This is a genomic window from Acidiphilium rubrum, assembly GCF_900156265.1.
GTDB classification, from domain to species: Bacteria; Pseudomonadota; Alphaproteobacteria; order Acetobacterales; family Acetobacteraceae; genus Acidiphilium; species Acidiphilium rubrum.
The window spans coordinates 117013-134241 of sequence record NZ_FTNE01000008.1 but is presented as its reverse complement, the minus strand read 5'-3'; the positions used below and the strand labels follow the sequence as shown (position 1 = coordinate 134241).

At 65.1% G+C, this 17229-nt stretch carries 15 protein-coding genes; 3 read left to right on the top strand and 12 right to left on the bottom strand.

Annotation, left to right across the window (positions count from 1 at the left end):
* Window positions 1–292: 292 nt before the first annotated feature.
* Entirely contained in the window at window positions 293–976 is a 684-nt protein-coding gene (locus BW994_RS08190) for an arylesterase (protein WP_245594037.1), read from the bottom strand.
* Window positions 977–1013: 37 nt separating this feature from the next.
* Here BW994_RS08190 and BW994_RS08185 point away from each other — a divergent pair, with 37 nt between their 5' ends.
* Window positions 1014–1673, top strand: coding sequence for an ABC transporter ATP-binding protein (locus BW994_RS08185; RefSeq protein WP_029310603.1), 660 nt, complete (start codon window positions 1014–1016; stop codon window positions 1671–1673).
* Window positions 1670–4195 (top strand): ABC transporter permease, encoded by a 2526-nt coding sequence (locus BW994_RS08180; RefSeq protein ID WP_035227907.1) that lies wholly within the window; start codon window positions 1670–1672, stop codon window positions 4193–4195. The genes BW994_RS08185 and BW994_RS08180 overlap by 4 nt, the downstream gene beginning before the upstream one ends.
* Before the next feature lie 14 nt (window positions 4196–4209).
* Here BW994_RS08180 and BW994_RS08175 read toward each other — a convergent pair whose 3' ends face one another.
* The 8 genes from BW994_RS08175 to BW994_RS19930 all read right to left on the bottom strand — a co-directional run bounded on the left by BW994_RS08175 (window position 4210) and on the right by BW994_RS19930 (window position 12363).
* A complete protein-coding gene (locus BW994_RS08175) occupies window positions 4210–6060 on the bottom strand; it encodes an ABC transporter transmembrane domain-containing protein (protein WP_029310605.1) in 1851 nt (616 codons plus the stop codon).
* A gap of 233 nt (window positions 6061–6293) precedes the next feature.
* Window positions 6294–7280 carry a Hint domain-containing protein gene (locus BW994_RS08170; protein WP_051657129.1) on the bottom strand — a complete coding sequence of 329 codons (987 nt, stop codon included), beginning with the start codon at window positions 7278–7280 and terminating at the stop codon, window positions 6294–6296.
* A gap of 252 nt (window positions 7281–7532) precedes the next feature.
* Window positions 7533–8465, bottom strand: a complete 933-nt coding sequence (locus BW994_RS08165) for a LysR family transcriptional regulator (RefSeq protein ID WP_051657130.1) — start codon at window positions 8463–8465, stop codon at window positions 7533–7535.
* Window positions 8466–8510: 45 nt separating this feature from the next.
* Window positions 8511–9092 carry a guanylate kinase gene (gene gmk, locus BW994_RS08160; protein WP_029310608.1) on the bottom strand — a complete coding sequence of 194 codons (582 nt, stop codon included), beginning with the start codon at window positions 9090–9092 and terminating at the stop codon, window positions 8511–8513.
* A gap of 6 nt (window positions 9093–9098) precedes the next feature.
* Entirely contained in the window at window positions 9099–10028 is a 930-nt protein-coding gene (locus tag BW994_RS08155; protein WP_245594038.1) for a YicC/YloC family endoribonuclease, read from the bottom strand.
* The gene (locus tag BW994_RS08150; RefSeq protein WP_175612103.1) at window positions 10025–11041 is read right to left on the bottom strand and encodes a site-specific DNA-methyltransferase; all 1017 of its coding nucleotides are present in this window, start codon (window positions 11039–11041) and stop codon (window positions 10025–10027) included. The genes BW994_RS08155 and BW994_RS08150 overlap by 4 nt, the downstream gene beginning before the upstream one ends.
* Window positions 11042–11231: 190 nt before the next feature.
* Window positions 11232–12113 carry an aldo/keto reductase family oxidoreductase gene (locus tag BW994_RS08145; protein WP_029310611.1) on the bottom strand — a complete coding sequence of 294 codons (882 nt, stop codon included), beginning with the start codon at window positions 12111–12113 and terminating at the stop codon, window positions 11232–11234.
* A gap of 1 nt (window position 12114) precedes the next feature.
* Window positions 12115–12363: a hypothetical protein gene (locus BW994_RS19930; RefSeq protein WP_217696447.1), complete on the bottom strand. Its 249-nt coding sequence runs from the start codon at window positions 12361–12363 to the stop codon at window positions 12115–12117.
* Between BW994_RS19930 and BW994_RS08130 the strand changes: the two genes are divergently transcribed.
* The gene (locus tag BW994_RS08130; protein ID WP_245594039.1) at window positions 12357–12659 is read left to right on the top strand and encodes a tautomerase family protein; all 303 of its coding nucleotides are present in this window, start codon (window positions 12357–12359) and stop codon (window positions 12657–12659) included. The two genes, BW994_RS19930 and BW994_RS08130, sit on opposite strands and share 7 nt — an antisense overlap.
* A 22-nt stretch (window positions 12660–12681) precedes the next feature.
* On the opposite strand, the gene BW994_RS08125 is transcribed toward BW994_RS08130, so the two are convergent.
* From BW994_RS08125 to BW994_RS08115, 3 genes are all read right to left on the bottom strand, one after another.
* Window positions 12682–12921, bottom strand: a complete 240-nt coding sequence (locus BW994_RS08125; RefSeq protein ID WP_029310614.1) for a DUF2188 domain-containing protein — start codon at window positions 12919–12921, stop codon at window positions 12682–12684.
* 275 nt (window positions 12922–13196) lie between these two features.
* Window positions 13197–15089 carry a methyl-accepting chemotaxis protein gene (locus tag BW994_RS08120; protein WP_051657131.1) on the bottom strand — a complete coding sequence of 631 codons (1893 nt, stop codon included), beginning with the start codon at window positions 15087–15089 and terminating at the stop codon, window positions 13197–13199.
* Between the two features lie 247 nt (window positions 15090–15336).
* Entirely contained in the window at window positions 15337–17010 is a 1674-nt protein-coding gene (locus BW994_RS08115; protein WP_035227910.1) for an EAL domain-containing protein, read from the bottom strand.
* Window positions 17011–17229 lie beyond the last annotated feature (219 nt).

The following is a 17229-nucleotide window of genomic DNA, read 5'->3' as shown; positions in this document are numbered from 1 at the left end:
GGAAAGGGGCATCGTCAGGAAGAGCGTGTCGCGTGTGGGATCGTCAAAGCCTTCCGCATGGAGCGAGCGGTCGCCAGGATGAGGCGTGCTGCATCGTCAGGCACACGCAATACCGTCGCGGACGCCGTGTGTCCGGCGGCCGAGATTCCGCCCGGGAGGACAATGAGGACCGACATCGGCGCTTCAGACATCATCAGGTTCGCGTGCGCGCTGATCCTGATCAAACCTCGCCACACGGCCTGGGGAATTTTTGCACCGGGCGTGAAGAAGACCCGGCTGGGTTCATTGGGCTTCAATGCTGCGTCTTGGCCTCGGCGATCAGACGCAGGATGAGCGGGAGCAGGCGTTTGACCTCGATCCGCACGCCGGCGGCGTTCGGGTGCAGCCCATCCGCCTGCACCAGCCCCGGCTTGCCCGGCAATCCCTGCAGAAAAAACGGGTCGAACAGGACCCCCTTTCGATGGCCCAGCGCGGCGAACACTGCCTTGAACCGTGCGCCATAGGCCGCTCCCAGGCTGGGTGGCGCGATCATGCCGCTCAGCAGCACTGGGATGTGCCGCGCCGCCAGATCGTTGAGAATCCGCGTCAGATTGTGCTGCATCGTCACGGTGCTCAATCCGCGCAACCCGTCATTGCCGCCGAGTTCGACCAGCGCCGCATCCACCGTGCTGCCGGCCAGCACCCAATCGAGCCGCGCCGCCGCATCCGTCGTGGTATCGCCGGAGACCGCGCCGTTCACCAGCACCACATTCGCGCCGTGCGCCCGCAATGCCGCTTGCAGCTGCGCCTGAAACCCATCGGCGACCGGCAATCCGTATCCGGCGGTCAGCGAGTCGCCCAGGATGAGCAGCCGGACCGGCGCCTTCGCGTTGGCGTGCGCCATGCCGAGCGCAAGCGCGATGCAAACGCACAACACACCGATGAAACCAAACACGATCTGGCCATTCCGGCGCGCTCGCCCATATAGGTATTTCATGCTCGAACGACTCCGAACGCCGGACATACCAGACGTGATGATCCGGCTCCGCGATCTTCGCCTGACCATCCCTGCCGCGTCGGGCCCTGTCAATATTTTGCTCGGCATCGATCTCGATGTCGCGGCGGGGCAGACGATCAGCGTGCTCGGCGCCTCCGGCTCGGGCAAGACCAGCCTGCTGATGCTGATCGCCGGGCTCGAACGCGCCACCGGCGGCACGATCGAGGTTGCCGGTCAAAATATCGCAGCGCTTGATGAAGATGCGCGTGCGCGTTTCCGCCTCGCCACGCTCGGCATCGTGTTCCAGGCGTTCCATCTGATCCCGAGCATGACCGCGCTCGAGAACGTTGCCGTCCCGTTGGAACTCGCCGGGCGGCGCGATGCGCATGATATTGCGGCCGAAGCGCTCCGCCGGGTCGAGCTCGGTCATCGGCTCGGCCACCGCCCGGCGCAGCTGTCGGGTGGCGAGCAGCAGCGTGTTGCGCTGGCACGCGCCTTCGCGCCGACGCCGCGCTTGCTGCTGGCCGACGAACCCACCGGCAATCTCGACCTCGAAACCGGCCAGACCGTGATGGACCTGCTGTTCGCGCTGTGCCGCACCCACGGCACCACCCTGCTGCTGATCAGCCACGACCCCGTGCTGGCGGCGCGCTGCGACCGCATCGTCACGCTCCGCAACGGCGTGATCGCGTCGTGATCCGGCTCGCCTGGCGTCTGGCGTGGCGCGATCTGCGGGGGAGCAAGCGCGGGCTGTTGATCGTGCTGCTGTGCCTGGGCGTCGGTGTCGCCTCGGTCGCCGGCATCGGTTCGCTACGCGCGGCGTTGCAACAGGGGATCTCGCAGAGCGGCCGGACCATCCTGGGCGGCGATCTGGCTTTGTCCACCGGACTCGGCCCCTTGCCAAGCGCGGTATCCGCCTGGTTCCGTGCCCATGGCGCGCGCGTGACCGAGACGGTCGATACGCGGTCGATCCTGGTCGCACCGTCCGGCCATCGGCTGCTCGCGGCCGTCCGCGCGGTCGGACCCGGTTGGCCGATGCTCGGTCACGTCGCGACCAGCCCGCCCGGACGGTTCGGGGGCCTGGCACCCGGACCGGGCCACCGGCCCGGCCTGCTGCTGGCCCCCACCGGTGCCGCGACACTCGGCTTGCATCCCGGCGACGTCGTCACACTCGGCGGTGTCAAACTGGTGTACCGCGGCACGATCAGGTCCACGCCCGACAGTATCGGCGACAGCCAGCTGTTCGGGGTCAAAGCGTTCGTCGCCCTGCAATCGCTCGCCGGCACGCCGCTGATCCAGCCGGGCGGGCTCGTCAGCTTCGGCCTGCAGGTTCTGCTGCCGCCGGGGCGCGACCCGCATCGTGTCGCTGCGGCGTTCGAACGCGAATTTCCCGGCAATGCCTGGCGGCTGCGTGATGCGGCACGGGCTGCCCGCGGCGTGACGCGCTTCGTCGATCAGGCGGCCATGTTCATGACGCTGCTGGGCCTCGCTGGCTTGCTGGTCGGCGGCATCGGCGTTGCCAACGGGGTGGACGCGTGGCTCGCCGCGCGCGCCCGCACCATTGCCACGCTCCGCTGCCTCGGCGCATCGGCGCGGTTGATCAGCCTGATCAATGTCATTCAGTTATTGATCCTGGGCGTGCCGGGCATCGTGATCGGGCTGGCGGTGGGCGCGGGCGCACCGGTGCTGGTGCTGCCGCTGCTGCGCGGCGCCTTGCCGGTGCCGCACCATATTGGTCTGTATCCGGCACCGCTACTGCTATCGGCGGGGTTCGGCCTGCTGGTGGGCCTGGTGTTCGCGCTGCCGCCACTGCAACGCGCGGCGACGATTTCGGGCGGCGCGCTGTTTCGCTCGGCGAGCGTCGCGCTGCAGGTGCCGCGCTCCTGGCGCGCCATCGCCATTCAACTCATCGCCGTCCTTGTTCTGGCGGCCCTTGCCGTGCTTTCGGTGCCACGGCCGCTGCTGGCGCTGGGTTTCAGTGGCGGCGCGATCGCGACCCTGTTGCTGCTGCGCTTGGTCGCTTTTCTGCTGATCCGCCTTTTGTCGGTGCTCCCCGCGCCGCGCAATGCCGCCATCGCGCTCGGCCTGCGGCGCCTGACCGGGCCGGCGTCCACGCTGCCGCTCATGCTGCTTTCGGCCGGTGCGGGACTGACCGTGATGGTCGCTGTGGCGGAAATCCGCAGCAATCTGCTCGCCGAATTCACCCATGCGCTGCCTGCGAGCGCCCCCGGTTTCTACTTTATCGATATTCAGCCGCATGACCTGCCGAAATTCGAGGCCGCGCTGAAATCCACCGGTGCCGCGCATCATCTGGCGTTCATGCCGAGCCTGCGGGCGCGCATCATGGCGGTCGACGGCGTGGGTGTCGCGCAATTCCGCCCGCCCGAACAAAGTGCATGGCCGCTGCGGAGTGATATCGGCTTTACCTATGCCGCAGCACCGCCGCCGGGAACGCACATCACCGCGGGACAGTGGTGGGGACAGCCGTATCACGGACCGCCGCTGGTCTCGTTCGATGCAAGGATCGCCCGCCAATGGGGGCTCAGGGTCGGTGATACCATCGCCGTCAACGTGCTCGGCCGCGATTTTGTGCTGCGGATCGCCAATCTTCGGCGGATCGACTGGCAGTCGCTTCAGATCAACTTCCTGATGATCGGCGCGCCCGACCCGTTCGCCGGCGCGCCGCACACCATGGTCGCGACGGTCGAGGTCGATCCCGGCCGCAAGGGCGCGGTGCTGGCCGCCGTGACCGATGCGCTGCCCGGGGTGACCGGGATCGATGTCAGCCAGATCCTGCGCGGCCTGGCCGGCCTGATCGGTGAGATCGCCACGGCGATCAGCGCGGTCGGGCTGGTCGCACTGCTTGCCGGCGGCCTTGTGCTGGTCAGCGCGATCGCCGCCGGCCGCGAGGCGCGCATCGCCGAAGCCGTGGTGCTGAAAACGCTCGGGGCTGCCGCGTCACAAATCCGCGGCGCCTGGCTCACCGAATTCGCCGTGGCCGGCGGTGCTGCCGGGCTGATGGCCGCCTCGATCGGCACGCTGGCGGCGGCCCTGGTGGTGCGGTTGGTGTTTCATATCGCATTTCATGTCGCCATCGGTGTCATGCTGATCACGCTCGGCTTCAGTATCGCATCGATGACCGCGCTCGGCTTTGCCGCCACCGCCCGGGTACTGCGCCGCCCCCCGGCGGCCCGCCTGCGGCTTGAAACAGGCGGCTGAGGTTGGCCGCCACGCTACCCTGCTGCACCCGCCACGCCAAATTGCAGCAGGGCCAGTCGCGCATAGAGCTTGCCGGTCGCAACCAGTTCCGCGTGGCTGCCCTGTTCCACCACAGACCCATCCTGCATCACGATGATCCGGTCCGCCTTCAGAATCGTGGCCAGTCGGTGCGCGATCACAATGGTGGTGCGCCCTGCCATTGCCACCTCCAGCGCCTGCTGCACCCATTGTTCGTTCTCGGCATCGAGCGCGCTGGTTGCTTCATCGAGCAGTAGGATCGGCGCATCGCGCACCAGTGCCCGCGCAATCGCCAGCCGCTGGCGCTGACCGCCCGACAGCGATTTCGCCCGCTCGCCGATCGGTGTATCGAACCCCTCGGGCAGCCGGTCGATAAAGCCGGTTGCCTGCGCCGCATCCGCCGCCCTGCGCAACTCATCGCGCGTCGCGCCCTCGCGGCCATAGCGCAGATTTTCGTAAGCCGAGCCGGAAAACAGCGCGGCATCCTGGCCAACCATGGCGATGCGCGCGCGTAACTCTGCTGGCGTCGTCGCCTTGAGATCGACGCCGTCGATCCGGATGATGCCGGCCTGCGGATCATAAAATCGCAGCAGCAAACGCAGGACCGTGCTCTTGCCTGCGCCGGATGGCCCGACCAGCGCCACCCGCTCGCCGTGCCGCACGGTCAGCGAAAAATCCCGCAGCGCCGGCAGATCGGGCCGTCCCGGATACGCGAACGTCACGCCCGAAAACACGATGTCGCCGCGCGCCGGCAGCGGCATCGCGACAGGGACCGGCGGTGCCGCAATCCCGGGCGTGGCATCCAGCAGTTCGGCGATCCGCTCCATCGCGCCGGATGCCTTTTGGACATCGCCAGCGACCTCGCCGACCGAGCCGATCGAGGTTACCACCAAGATCGCCAGAAAAATGAATTGCAGAAACACACCCGGCGACACGCTGTGTTCGATGAACGTATCCTTCGCCGCCAGATACACGATCGAGCCGATCGCCACGAAGCTGAGCACGGACACGACCCCGGTCAGCAGCGAGCGCATTCTGATCCGCGCGAGCGATGCCGCGAACGCTGCCTCGACCGCGGTGCCGAACCGCGCGGCGCTATCCGTTTCACGGCCGAACGCCTGCACCGTTTCGATCGCATCGAGGCTCTCGCCTGCGAACCCCACCGCCGCGGCAAACCGGTCCTGCGCGGCCATTGAGCGTGATCGCACCCGCCGGCCGAGATAGAACACCGGCCCCAGCACGAACGGCACGATCAGCAACACCAGCAGCGTGAAACGCGGGGTGATCACGATCAGAGACACCAGCGCGCCGATGAACATGATCGAACTGCGCAGCGCCACCGAGATCGACGATCCCAGCATTGTCTCGACAATGGTGAGATCCGTGGTCATGCGCGACAGGACCTCCCCGGTGCGCGTCGTCAGGAAAAAAGCCTGATCCAGCCGGAGAATATGCTCATAAACCGCCTTGCGCAGATCAGCGACCACCCGCTCACCAAGCCGGGTGATGAAATAGAATCGCAGCGCACTGCACAAGGCGAACACCACGGTAATGCCGCCCATCTGCACCATCGTCCGCTGCAATGCCGCGACGTTTGCCATACCGTCATTGCCGATGCGCCGCACCGCGATGGTCAAACCAAGATTGGCAAGCGTGGCGCTGACCAGGAATATCAACGCGAGACCCGCATCGCGCCGATGTGCCGCCAGATACGGCATCAGCCGCTTCAAGGGACCGAGACGGCGCGTGCCGGGTCGTCCCCGCGCTGATCGCATCAATTGCGCCGCCAGTTCCGAACCGGCTCCGGGCCGTCCGGCCACCGCGCCGTTCGGTTGGGAATCACTCATGTCACCCTCTGCGCCAAAGCCGCGGTTCATCTCATACGCGCTACCGGATTTGACCTCAAACAAGGGCCTTCGCGATGGACGCCGCGATAGGGACAAGCGATGCCGTGTGGGAAACAAGCCATTACCGCCGCTGTGATCCGCACACAGCCACGGTTGGTCCGATCGTGCGGCCCGACATGGTGGATCGATGTCTGAGCTGGTTTGCGGAGAGGGGCCGGTTGCGGATCAGCCCGTCAGCGGGCGCGGTGGCGTACGCGCGTCGCGCTCCGACCGATCGGATAAGCCAAGGTCGCGGCGATGCTGACGGCGATCTCAACCGAGTCGGTCAGCAATGCCGCGGGGATCACCGCTGCCCCGTCGGTCCAGCGTCCGCCGGGTTCGGGGTTGTGCCAGCCTTCGGTCAGGGCCGTGTGGTCGAGCGGGATGATCGTGTCATCGATCGTCAGTGTCGCGATCTTGATGCCGAGCTGGCGGCAGTCGCGCGGGTCGTGGGTGATGTGGCCGGGAATGGCGCTGCGGCTTTCAATGATCGCGGCACCATCGGCGCGGCGGCGGATGATCATCGCGGGATCACTGGTGGTGGTGATGGCGGCGCGTGCGAGCAGGCGGCGGCGGACGCGTTCGACGATGCGGCCCGCGGTCGCGAACGGTGCGCAGCCATCCGATTCGCGCCGGAATTGCGCAAATTCGGGGTGCAGGACGAGTGGTCCGTCGCCGTTGTCGAACGCGGCGCGACTGCGGGTTTTGCGGAGGGATTCCGCCGGAACACCCTCGGCCTGCACCACGGCGTGGGTCGGTAGCTCGACATGATAATAGGTGATGGTCCCTGATCCGACCTGACGGATGGTAACGCCATTGATCAGCGACCTGGCAGGGATCAGGTGACCTTCAAGCAACAACGCATGGTCAGGCGAAAGCATCAGGTCACGCCTGGGCATACCATCGGCGATGGCACTGGCCTCGATCAGTACGGGCAGGTCGCGTTCGCGCTGCGGGTGGAGGAGCAGATCGATCCGCCGATGTCCGAGCCATACGAGCGGTGCGGTCTGGCCATTTGCCAGAACAAGCGCCTCGCCAGCGCGCAGATGCTCCACCGCGACTTCGCCCCTGGCGGTCAGGATACGGGTCCCGGCGACGAAACAGGGCGGCGGGCTCGGGTCGGCCGCGCGGCCTTGCTTCAGTGTGGTGATCGTCGTGCTGCCGATGGTGCTGCTGCTCATGTCGGATGTTCCTGACTAGGGCGCCGGTGAACGCCACCAGGCGCGGCTGCACGTGGTGGGGGGATAAAGCGTGGAAACGACAGGTACCGCGCGCGGAAATTCGGTCTTCTGCAAAAAAACTCTCGATTTATGCGTCGTCTGGAAAGGCTTGGTTCAGTAATTCGATAGGTTTTGTTAACCATGCTTGACCGAAACGGATAGTATAATAATCAGGCCACCCCGTTGCCGAAAACAGAACGCGGCGCGGCTGGTTCAGGCCTGATCGGTGCCGGACAGGCCGGCCTGCAGCGCCTCGGCCACGGCCTGGGCGCTGCTGGACAGAATGCGACCGCGGCGGGCGGCAAGAAACAGCCGTGCGCTGGCGAGCTGCCGGTCAGCCAGGGGGATCGCGATGACGCCGTCGAGCGGCGCGCGGGCGCTGCCGGCGAGGTGGAACTGAAAGGACACCGCGTCGGTCAGGCGTACGTAGTGCTTCATCACCTCGAACATGTTGGTGATCAGCACCGGTTTGGTCTTGATGGTGGCACTGCCCATGGTGATTTCCGAATCGGCCAGGGCGGTATCGACCAGCGCACGCGCGGCGAGGTCGGCCTCGGCCAGGACGATCGGGTAGCCCAGGCAGTCGTGGATCGACAGTACGGGGTGGGCGGCCAGCGGATGGCCGATGCGCATCATGGCGCAGAACGACTTGCCGATCTCAGCGAGCACCGCGACATCGTGATGGTGCGGCTCCTCATGGGTCAGGATCAGATCGGCCCGGTCGTCCAGCAGATCAGCCAGCAGGGCGGCGGGCGTGCCGACCGCGACGCTGAACCGCACATGCGGAAATTGCTGCTGGAATTGCACCATCATGCCGGGCAGCAGTTCGATCGCCGCGGATTCGGCGGAGGCGAGGATGACATGGCCGCGCATCGGCCCCTGCAATTCCTGCAACGCCTCGCTGGTCTGGCGAACATCGGCCAGCACGCGGCGGACATGGGCGGCGAAGATTTCACCAGCCGGCGTGAGCTGCACACCTTTCTGCGAGCGGTCGAACAAGGCGGTGCCGAGCTCGGCTTCGAGGTCGAGAATGCGGCGGCTGACCGCCGAAGCGGCAACGCGCAGTGCCTCCGCCGCGCCGCGGATCGACCCGTGGCGGATCACCGCATCGAAATACAGGTACAGGCGGGGTGGGGTGATGTCCAAGCGATCACTCTAGCCAGGTGCAGCGTGAACGCAACGATGCGGGAACTACGCCAGCCGCGACGTCATCAACCGGCACGCCCGCCGGACCGCCCGCAAATCGGTCAGCGCCACGTCGAAATCGCGGTTCTCGATGATGAAATCGAACTCGGTCTGGTGTGCCAACTCGGTCTCCGCCTCCGCCATCCGCCGCGCGATCGTCGCTGCGTCATCGCCGCGCCCGATCAGCCTGGTGCGCAGATCCGCAAGCGTCGGCGTGCGGATGAACACGCCCATCACATCGTTCGGCAGCGCCGCGCGCAATTGCCGGTAGCCTTGCCAGTCGATATCGAACAGAATATCGCGCCCAGCCGCCAGCGCCGCTTCAACCGGTGCGCGCGGCGTGCCGTACGACCGCCCGAACACGCTGGCATGCTCCAGGAAATCCCCTGCGGCGATCATTGCGGCGAAGGTTTCAGGCGTCTTGAAATAATAATGCACGCCCTCCTGCTCGCCCGGCCGCGGCGCGCGGGTGGTGGCACTCACCGAGAGCGACATGAACTCATCCCCGTCCAGCAACGCGCGCGAGAGCGATGTCTTGCCCGCACCCGAAGGCGCCGCCAGCACCAGGCAAAGCCCGCGCCGCTTCATCGGGGTCTATTCAATATTCTGCACCTGTTCGCGCAATTGCTCGATCGCCGCCTTCATCTCGAGCCCGATCGCGGTCAGCGCCAGCGCGGTCGATTTGCTGCACAGCGTATTCGCCTCGCGATTGAACTCCTGCATCAGAAAATCGAACCGCCGCCCGATCGGCGCCGCCTCGCCCAGCAGCGCCCGCGCTGCCGCGCAATGGGCACCCAGACGGTCCAACTCCTCGCGCACGTCCGATTTGGTCGCCAGCAGCGCCACCTCCTGCGCCAGCCGATCCGGTGCGACCGGATTGGCCTCGCTCAGCAAAACCGCCAGCGCCGCTTCCAGCCGGGCCCGATGCTGCGTCACCTGCTCATCGGCACGCGCCCACGCGGCCTGCACCTGCGCCTCGATCCGGTCAAGAAACGCCGCGATCATCACACCCAGCCGCGCGCCCTCGGCAAGCCGCGCCACCACCAGGTCGTCCAGCGCCGCCTCGAAACTCGCTGCCAATTCGCTCGCCAGCGCCACCTGCGCCGCCTCATCGTCCTCGATCTCGCCGGCATCGTGGCTCACCGGGCGGATCACCCCCGGCAACGCCAGCAACGCCGCCGCGCAGGGGGCCGGCGCGCCGGGAATCTGCGCCGCCAACGCCACCGCCCGCGCGCGATACCGCTCGAGCACCGCCTCATCGATCATGGTGCCCACCGCCGCCTCACGCTTGAGCGTCAGCGTCACCGAAACATTGCCGCGCTTCAGCCGTCGCCCTGCCGCGTCGCGCAGCGCCGGTTCCAGCGCATCGAATCCGGGCGGCAGCCGCAGCTTGAGGTCGAACCCCTTGCCGTTAACGCTGCGCAACTCCCAGGCATAGCTGGTCGCCTCATGCGCCCCGGCCACCCGGGCAAACCCGGTCATCGAAGCGAGCCCAGGCGAAATCATCGAAACAGTATTGCTCATGGTCGCAAGGTTTCGCGCACATGGTCCAGCGCGACAAGCCTGCCGTCCCGCTCGACATGCCAGAACGTCCACCCGTTGCAACTCGCTGCGTTCTGCACCAGCGAGCCGACCTGATGGATCGAGCCGCGATGCGCCCCGGCGATGATCGTGCCATCCGCCGTCACCGTCGCCGCAATCCGCCGCAACCGGTCGTGCAGCACGGTTCCCGCCGGCACCAGCCCGCGCTCCACCAGCACCCCGAACGCGATCCGCGGCGCCTCGCGCCGGTTGGTCGCCGAACTGGTCAGATGCGCCGGCGCCGCCCGCAGCGCGCGCAGCCGTGCCCACCCCGCCTCGACATAGGCGGGATGCCGCTCGATCCCGATGAAATGCCGGTTCAGCCGCTTCGCCACCGCCGCCGTCGTCGCCGTGCCGGAAAACGGGTCGAGCACCACGTCATCCACATTGGTCGCCGCCAGAATAACCCGGTGCAGCAACGCCTCGGGCTTTTGGGTCGGGTGCAGCTTCAGCCCGTGCTGATTGCGCAGCCGCTCGTTGCCGGTGCACAGCGGAATCGTCCAGTCGCTGCGCATCTGCGTGTCGTCGTTCAATGATTTCATCGCCTGATAATTGAACCGGTAGCGCGATTTCGGCTCCCGCGCCGCCCAGATCATGGTCTCATGCGCGTTGGTGAACCGCCGGCCGCGGAAATTCGGCATCGGGTTGGTCTTGCGCCAGATCACGTCGTTCAAAATCCAGAATCCCAGATCCTGCATGATCGCGCCAAGCCTGAAAATATTATGATACGACCCGATCACCCAGATCGTCGCATCCTTGTGCAGCAACCGCCGCGCCTCGGTCAGCCAGGCCCGCGAAAACGCGTCATAGGCGGCGAAATCGGAAAATTTATCCCAATCGTCATCCACCCCATCGACCAGACTGTCATCCGGCCGCCGCAATTCCCCGCGCAACTGCAGATTATACGGCGGATCGGCGAAAATACAGTCGATCGACGCATCGGGCAGCATCCGCATCGTCTCGGCGGCATCGCCGAGAAGCAACTGGTCGAGCGGCAGTTCACGGATCGCGGACAAGGGCAAGGGCAGCCTCAGCAGGTTTCGACCCTTATACCTGACGAAGCCGCCGTAGTCGCGTCAATGGGCATCGTGGCGGGACATCGGGAAAACAGGGTTCACCTGTCTCCCTGAAGCGTCCCGAGCCGCGCTAAGCAGCGCCCGCCCAATCGCCGATCCGGTCGAGCACCGCCATCGCCGCCGCCGGCAATACCAGCGCCCCCGCCGCCAGATTCTCCCGCAGATGAGCGACCGAGGATGTGCCCGGGATCAGCAGAATATTCGGTGCCCGCCGCAGCAGCCAGGCCAGCGCCACCTGCATTGGCGTCGCACCCAGCCCCGCCGCCACCTCGTCGAGCGCGCTGGACTGCAACGGCGAAAATCCACCCAGCGGAAAGAACGGCACATAGGCAATCCCGGCCGCACCCAGCGTATCGATCAACCCATCGTCGTGGCGCTGCACCAGATTATAGTGGTTCTGCACGCAAACGATGTCAGCAATCCCCCGCGCCTCGGCAATCTGCGCCGGTGTTGCGTTGCTCAGCCCGATGTGGCGCACCAACCCCTGGCGCTGCAGTTCCGCCAGCACCGTCAGCGGCGCCGCCAGCGATCCTTCGGCCGGACCATGACTCCCGAACATCAGCCGCAGATTGACCACATCAAGCGCCGCAACCCCCAGATGTCGCAGGTTGTCATGCACCGCCTGCGTCAGTTCCGCGGCCGAAAATGCCGGGTTCCACGATGCATCATCGCCCCGCCACGCGCCGATCTTGGTCACGATCACCAGATCGTCCGGATACGGATGCAACGCCGACCGGATCAATTGATTCGTCACATGCGGCCCGTAGAAATCGCTGGTATCGATATGGTTCACCCCAGCGTCCACCGCCGCCCGCAGCACCGCAATCGCCGCATCGGGATCTTTCGGCGGCCCGAACACGCCCGGCCCGGCAAGCTGCATCGCCCCGTAGCCCATCCGCCGCACGTCACGCCCACCCAGCCGAAAGGTGCCGGAGTTGCCGATCTCGCTCATTTTACGCCTCCAGAATATCACCCGCATCGGGCTTGACCTTGCAGATAGGCAGCATGCGCCCGCGTGATAATACGGAGTAATCGGCACAGGCTGTGCGGGGTGGCGTACAATGACCCAGACGCTGTTCGAACTCGGCGATCTCGCAGGTTTCATGGCAAAGACAGTGTCCCACCGCCACCACCGCCATGAGCCACATCGCGGTGCAGAAAAAGCTGAACGGCTCGCCGGTCGATTGGCTGGAACATGTCACCAACCAACAATACCGAGCCGGCGGTACCGCGTTACACACCCACCGCAACACACCAGGACAACACCATGCCGCATGTGATCATCAAGCTTCAGACCGGTCGCTCTGACGCACAAAAATCCATCATCGCCGATGAAATTACCAAAGCCCTGATGGCCAGCGCCAACGTCACCGCAGACGCCGTCTCCGTCAGCCTGGAAGATATCGAGCCAGACGACTGGGTCGAAACCGTCTACCGGCCGGACATCATCGGCAAACCGGCAACCCTGTTCAAAAAACCCGGCTACGATCCGCTCTGAGCGAGCAACCGGCCAAGGTGGCTCACGCCGTCAAATCCGCCTCCGGCCGATCACTGCCCAACGCCACCTCGGTGTGCCAGGCGCCCGTCTCATCCTGAAACTGGATCGTCGCGGTCTCGCCCGGCACGCTCTGCTCGCGCGCGACCCGATGCGCCGCCTTCATCGCCGCCGCCTTGGTGGCAAACGTCTCGGAAAACACATCCCCCAGCTTGTACGCCCAACCGCCGTCATGCGGCACGACATGATAATGCACAGTGGCCATCGTTGATCCTCCAATAATCCGTCACAACCGAACTGACCCTAGACCGATCATGCGACGAGGGCGAATTGCAGGCCGAAGGTAACCACGCCTCGTTGGCCCTGAACCATCGGCGGTTGCACCGGCGCACGCCCGGATGACTCAAGCCGGCTTTGCCCGGTCGTTGACAACGATGCCTGGAGTGGATGGAAGTCCCTTGATCCTCTTTAATCCAGCGACCGTGACCGGACCGATTGTCTGCGGGCGGATCACACCCAGGCCCCCGCCGGAGCGACCGATCATGCGTGGGCTGCGCGGCGCGTGACCGTTCGCGCCATGGGAGCGGGCAAGCGGGCCGCAGGGCCGGCGGTATCGCGGCTGGCGTGCGACCCGATTCTGAACTGGTCGATCAAGCGTTCCAATTCGGTGGCCTCGCCAGCGAGATGATGGCTGGCCGCCGTGGATTGCTCGACCATTGCCGCGTTCTGCTGCGTCACCTGGTCCATCTGATTGACGGCGGTATTGACCTGATTGAGGCCGGTCGCCTGTTCCTGCGCGGATAACGCGATATCCGCGATCAGGCTGTTCAACCGGTCGATCTGCTCACCGATCCGGTTCAGGGCGTTGCCGGTTTCCGCGACCAGCTTCACCCCGACATCGACCTGCTGGCCGGAGCCCGAGATCAACACCTTGATTTCCTTTGCGGCATCCGTCGAGCGCTGGGCGAGAGCGCGCACTTCGGTGGCGACGACGGCAAAACCCCGCCCCGCATCGCCGGCGCGGGCGGCTTCGACGCCCGCGTTCAGGGCAAGCAGATTGGTCTGAAACGCAATCTCGTCGATCACGCCGATGATGCTGCCGATCTGTTTGGACGATGCCTCGATCCCGCTCATTGCGGCAATCGTATCCTGCACCACGCTGGTCGAGGATACGGCATCGTTTTTGGTGGCGCTGACGATATCGCGCGCTTGGTTCGCCCCCTCGGCGGTCTTGCGCACGGTGGCGGTGATCTGGTCGAGAGCGGCGGCGGTCTGTTCAAGCGTCGCGGCCTGTTGTTCGGTGCGGCGTGACAGATCGTCCGACGCCTGGGTAATCTCGGCGGAACCGGCACTGACACCCTTGGTGTTCACCGCGATCGAGACCATGGTCTCCTGAAGCTTGACCATCGCCTGATTGAAATGGCTGCGGAGTTTTTCGTATTCGGCAGAAAACTGCGTATCCAGCCGAACCATCAGATCGCCCTGGCTGAGTTTTTCCAAGCCATCACCCACAGCATCGACCACGGTTTCAAGTTGCTTTGCCGCCAGGGCGCGCGCCGCTTCGGTCGTGCTGCGCTCGGCTTCAGCGCGTTGGGCGCTGATCTGCGCTTCTGCTTCGAGGCGACGTTTCTCGACACCGGCCTCCTTGAAGACCTGAACGGCGCGCGCCATGCCGCCGACATCGTCACCCCGATCGATCCCCGGAATTGCGGCAATCGGCTCGTCCGCCGCAAGGCGGCGCATGGCCTCGGCGAGGGCGGCGATCGGGTTCGAAACCTTGGTCATGATCAGCCAATTGATGACAATGGTGCCCAGGGCCATGACGCCCAGCACGATCGCGATCCACCAGGTGCTGGAAGCCGCCGCGGCGGCGGCCGTTTGGTAGAGCCCACCCGCCTGACGTGCCTGATAGACGAAATCCTTACCCATCGCAGCGTCGAACCGATGCACCAAGGGCGGCAGTGTCTGCGCCAACAGAGCCGTCGCCTGGCGATGATGACCGGCCCCATCAAGCGCTGCGGCGGCACCTGCGGTTTTGACCAGCTGATGAAACGTCGCTTTGAATGTATTGCCGTACCCCGTTTCGATCCCGGGATCCATGCCGGCGGCATAGGTGGTCCATTGCGATGTGAACGCCTTCGCCGCCGCACGCTCTGCCGCGAGCACGCGCGCCTGGTTGGCCGCATTGGATGCGGTCGCGACGACGGAATCCCAATGATCGCGCATGGTCAGGTCATAGGTACGGAGAAATTGGGTCTGCATCGCATTGAGCGGCTGCGCGGTGACGAGGTTCTGTTCGATATTGTCGGCGGCGGTTCTGAGGAGATTGATCCGCATGATGCTGATGCTGCCCAGCCCTGCCGCCAGGGCCAGGATTGCCAGAAACGCGACAAGCAGTTTGAGCCGGATCGACAGAGCGGCAAGTGATGTCATGCCAGTAACCTTCGTGAATTCATCAGCAATGAATAACCTGGATTTATTAACAAACTGCTTACGCACATATCGGACGGCGCGGTCAGCGCCGCCGTATTGGCACTTGGCGGCCTCCTTGTGACCGGCGCGAAGACGGATTGATCTGCCGGCGTTGGCGGTCAGTCTCCACCGGATCGCCAGCACGATGAAAAGCGGCATCGCCGCGCGTCCCCGGCGACCTCACGGTGGCCGCAACGTGAACACGCGATCATCCGCCGGTGCGGCTGAACAGCGTCCGGTTCGGCAGGGGATGAAACTCGCTGATCTCCCACGCCGGTTTGCCGAACAGATACCCTTGAACATAGTTGCATCCGCAGTCGCGCACGAATTGCAACGTGTCTGCCGTGTCAACCATTTCGGCGATCGTTTCGATCCCCATGCGCCGGCATAATTCGGTCAGGGCCGAAAGAAATGCCCGCCCTTTCTGCGCTTTCTGGGCGTTGCGCACCGCGGAGCCATCCAGTTTCACCACATCGACATCGAGTACCGACAAATACTGAAATGACGCTGCACCGGCGCCGAAATCATCGAGGCTGACATGAAAACCTCGCTGGCGGAGCGCCTGAATGAAGCGATCGGCCGTCTCCAGATTGGCGATCCGCGCACTTTCCGTGATCTCAAACATCAGCCGCCCGCGCAGCCAGTCGTTTTCCGCAAGCAGGTCGAGCAGCGCCACGGTGTAGGCCGGCTGTTCGATCGAATACCCCGATACATTGACCGCAATCCGCTCACGCGCATTGTTGAGCGGCCGGGTCAACAGCCAGTCAATCACCTTGCGCACCATGACAAGGTCGAACGCCGCGATCAGGCCAAGCTCCTCGGCGACCTGAATGGTCTTGAAGGGCGAGTCCTCACCCTGGCCCTCGAAGCGGCACAGCGCCTCGAAGTGGTGGATATGGCCGGTTTTGACATGCACGATCGGCTGAAACGCCACACGAAACGTCTGATCGCTGATCGCCCGCTGGATACTCCCAACGGTCCTGACCGAATTCTGGAACACGCTGCGCAGATTGCCCGCCATCGCGCGGAAATCAGGGCCGGATGCCTCCCCGAACCGCCGCAGCGTGTGCATCAAAGCGAGTGCCAGATCGGTCTCGGCCACCACGCCGGTATCGACCGCGAGGGTCGAAGCATCGATCGCCAAGCCGATGCCCGCCGGGTCCGCCGCTCTGGTGATCGCCTCGAGCTGGCGCATCAATTCATCGATTGGCGCACCCGCTTGGTGTAGCAGCGAGAATTTGTCGTCGCTGATCCGCGCCGCCATGTCGCCACCGATCGAGCTTGCTTTCAAAGCCTCGCCGACCGCTTGCAGCATGCCGTCCCGACCGCTGCCCAGCCGCTCCTGCAAACCATGCAGATCCGGCATCGCTACCAGCGTGAGTTCAGGAGCACGACCGGCGGCGTGACCGCGCTGCATCCGCTCGGCAACCCGATCGACGAAATTGCGGCAATCGGCAAGCCCGGTCGCAGGATCCAAACCCGCAGTCCTGGCCATGATCTGTGCGGTGTCGCGCCGCTGCACGGCGATATGAATAGTCCCGATTTCACTGTCGAGGCAATTCGCTGCCAGCGAAACCCACAGCGGCGGCGCTCCGGGGCAACTCAGCCTGACCGTCTCGATCATCGCGCGCCCGGCCTGCGGCAGACGCTGCAACCAGGGTTCGATCATCGGCCGATCAGACGGCGCGACCACATTCCGAAAATCCTGCCCGATCAACGCCTCGCTGCCGCATCCCAGCACTGCTTGGCAGGTGTTGGATACATAGGATATAGCAAAATGCCGATCCAACTCGAACAGAACCTCCCCCCAGCAGAACGCGAGGGCGACGTAGCGATTCCGCTCGGCGCGCATCGCATGCGGATAAGTGGCATGATCCGACATAACGTCCGCTCTTTCAGGACAATGCCAAGACGGAGGTTTCCAATCGGCACATTCTTGTTCAGGGGCTGAGACTGCTAAAGGCCGTGTACGCCGAAATTATCTCCAAAAGATGAATCGCCAGGGATTTTTTCGTTCCGCTGCTGATGCGCCCGGCCGCACAATGTTCGTCATGAGCGCGTCCCGACGCTATCCCGGCCCAGCGCGGATCCCGCCACCATC

What these genes read in the sequence shown, in the direction of transcription:
- BW994_RS08190 (WP_245594037.1), bottom strand. Translation starts at nt 976, where the DNA reads ATGAAATACCTATATGGGCGAGCGCGCCGGAATGGCCAGATCGTGTTT.
- BW994_RS08185 (WP_029310603.1), top strand. Translation starts at nt 1,014, where the DNA reads ATGATCCGGCTCCGCGATCTTCGCCTGACCATCCCTGCCGCGTCGGGC.
- BW994_RS08175 (WP_029310605.1), bottom strand. Translation starts at nt 6,060, where the DNA reads ATGAGTGATTCCCAACCGAACGGCGCGGTGGCCGGACGGCCCGGAGCC.
- BW994_RS08170 (WP_051657129.1), bottom strand. Translation starts at nt 7,280, where the DNA reads ATGAGCAGCAGCACCATCGGCAGCACGACGATCACCACACTGAAGCAA.
- gmk (WP_029310608.1), bottom strand. Translation starts at nt 9,092, where the DNA reads ATGAAGCGGCGCGGGCTTTGCCTGGTGCTGGCGGCGCCTTCGGGTGCG.
- BW994_RS08155 (WP_245594038.1), bottom strand. Translation starts at nt 10,028, where the DNA reads ATGAGCAATACTGTTTCGATGATTTCGCCTGGGCTCGCTTCGATGACC.
- BW994_RS08150 (WP_175612103.1), bottom strand. Translation starts at nt 11,041, where the DNA reads ATGCGGATGCTGCCCGATGCGTCGATCGACTGTATTTTCGCCGATCCG.
- BW994_RS08145 (WP_029310611.1), bottom strand. Translation starts at nt 12,113, where the DNA reads ATGAGCGAGATCGGCAACTCCGGCACCTTTCGGCTGGGTGGGCGTGAC.
- BW994_RS08130 (WP_245594039.1), top strand. Translation starts at nt 12,357, where the DNA reads ATGTCACCAACCAACAATACCGAGCCGGCGGTACCGCGTTACACACCC.
- BW994_RS08125 (WP_029310614.1), bottom strand. Translation starts at nt 12,921, where the DNA reads ATGGCCACTGTGCATTATCATGTCGTGCCGCATGACGGCGGTTGGGCG.
- BW994_RS08120 (WP_051657131.1), bottom strand. Translation starts at nt 15,089, where the DNA reads ATGACATCACTTGCCGCTCTGTCGATCCGGCTCAAACTGCTTGTCGCG.
- BW994_RS08115 (WP_035227910.1), bottom strand. Translation starts at nt 17,010, where the DNA reads ATGTCGGATCATGCCACTTATCCGCATGCGATGCGCGCCGAGCGGAAT.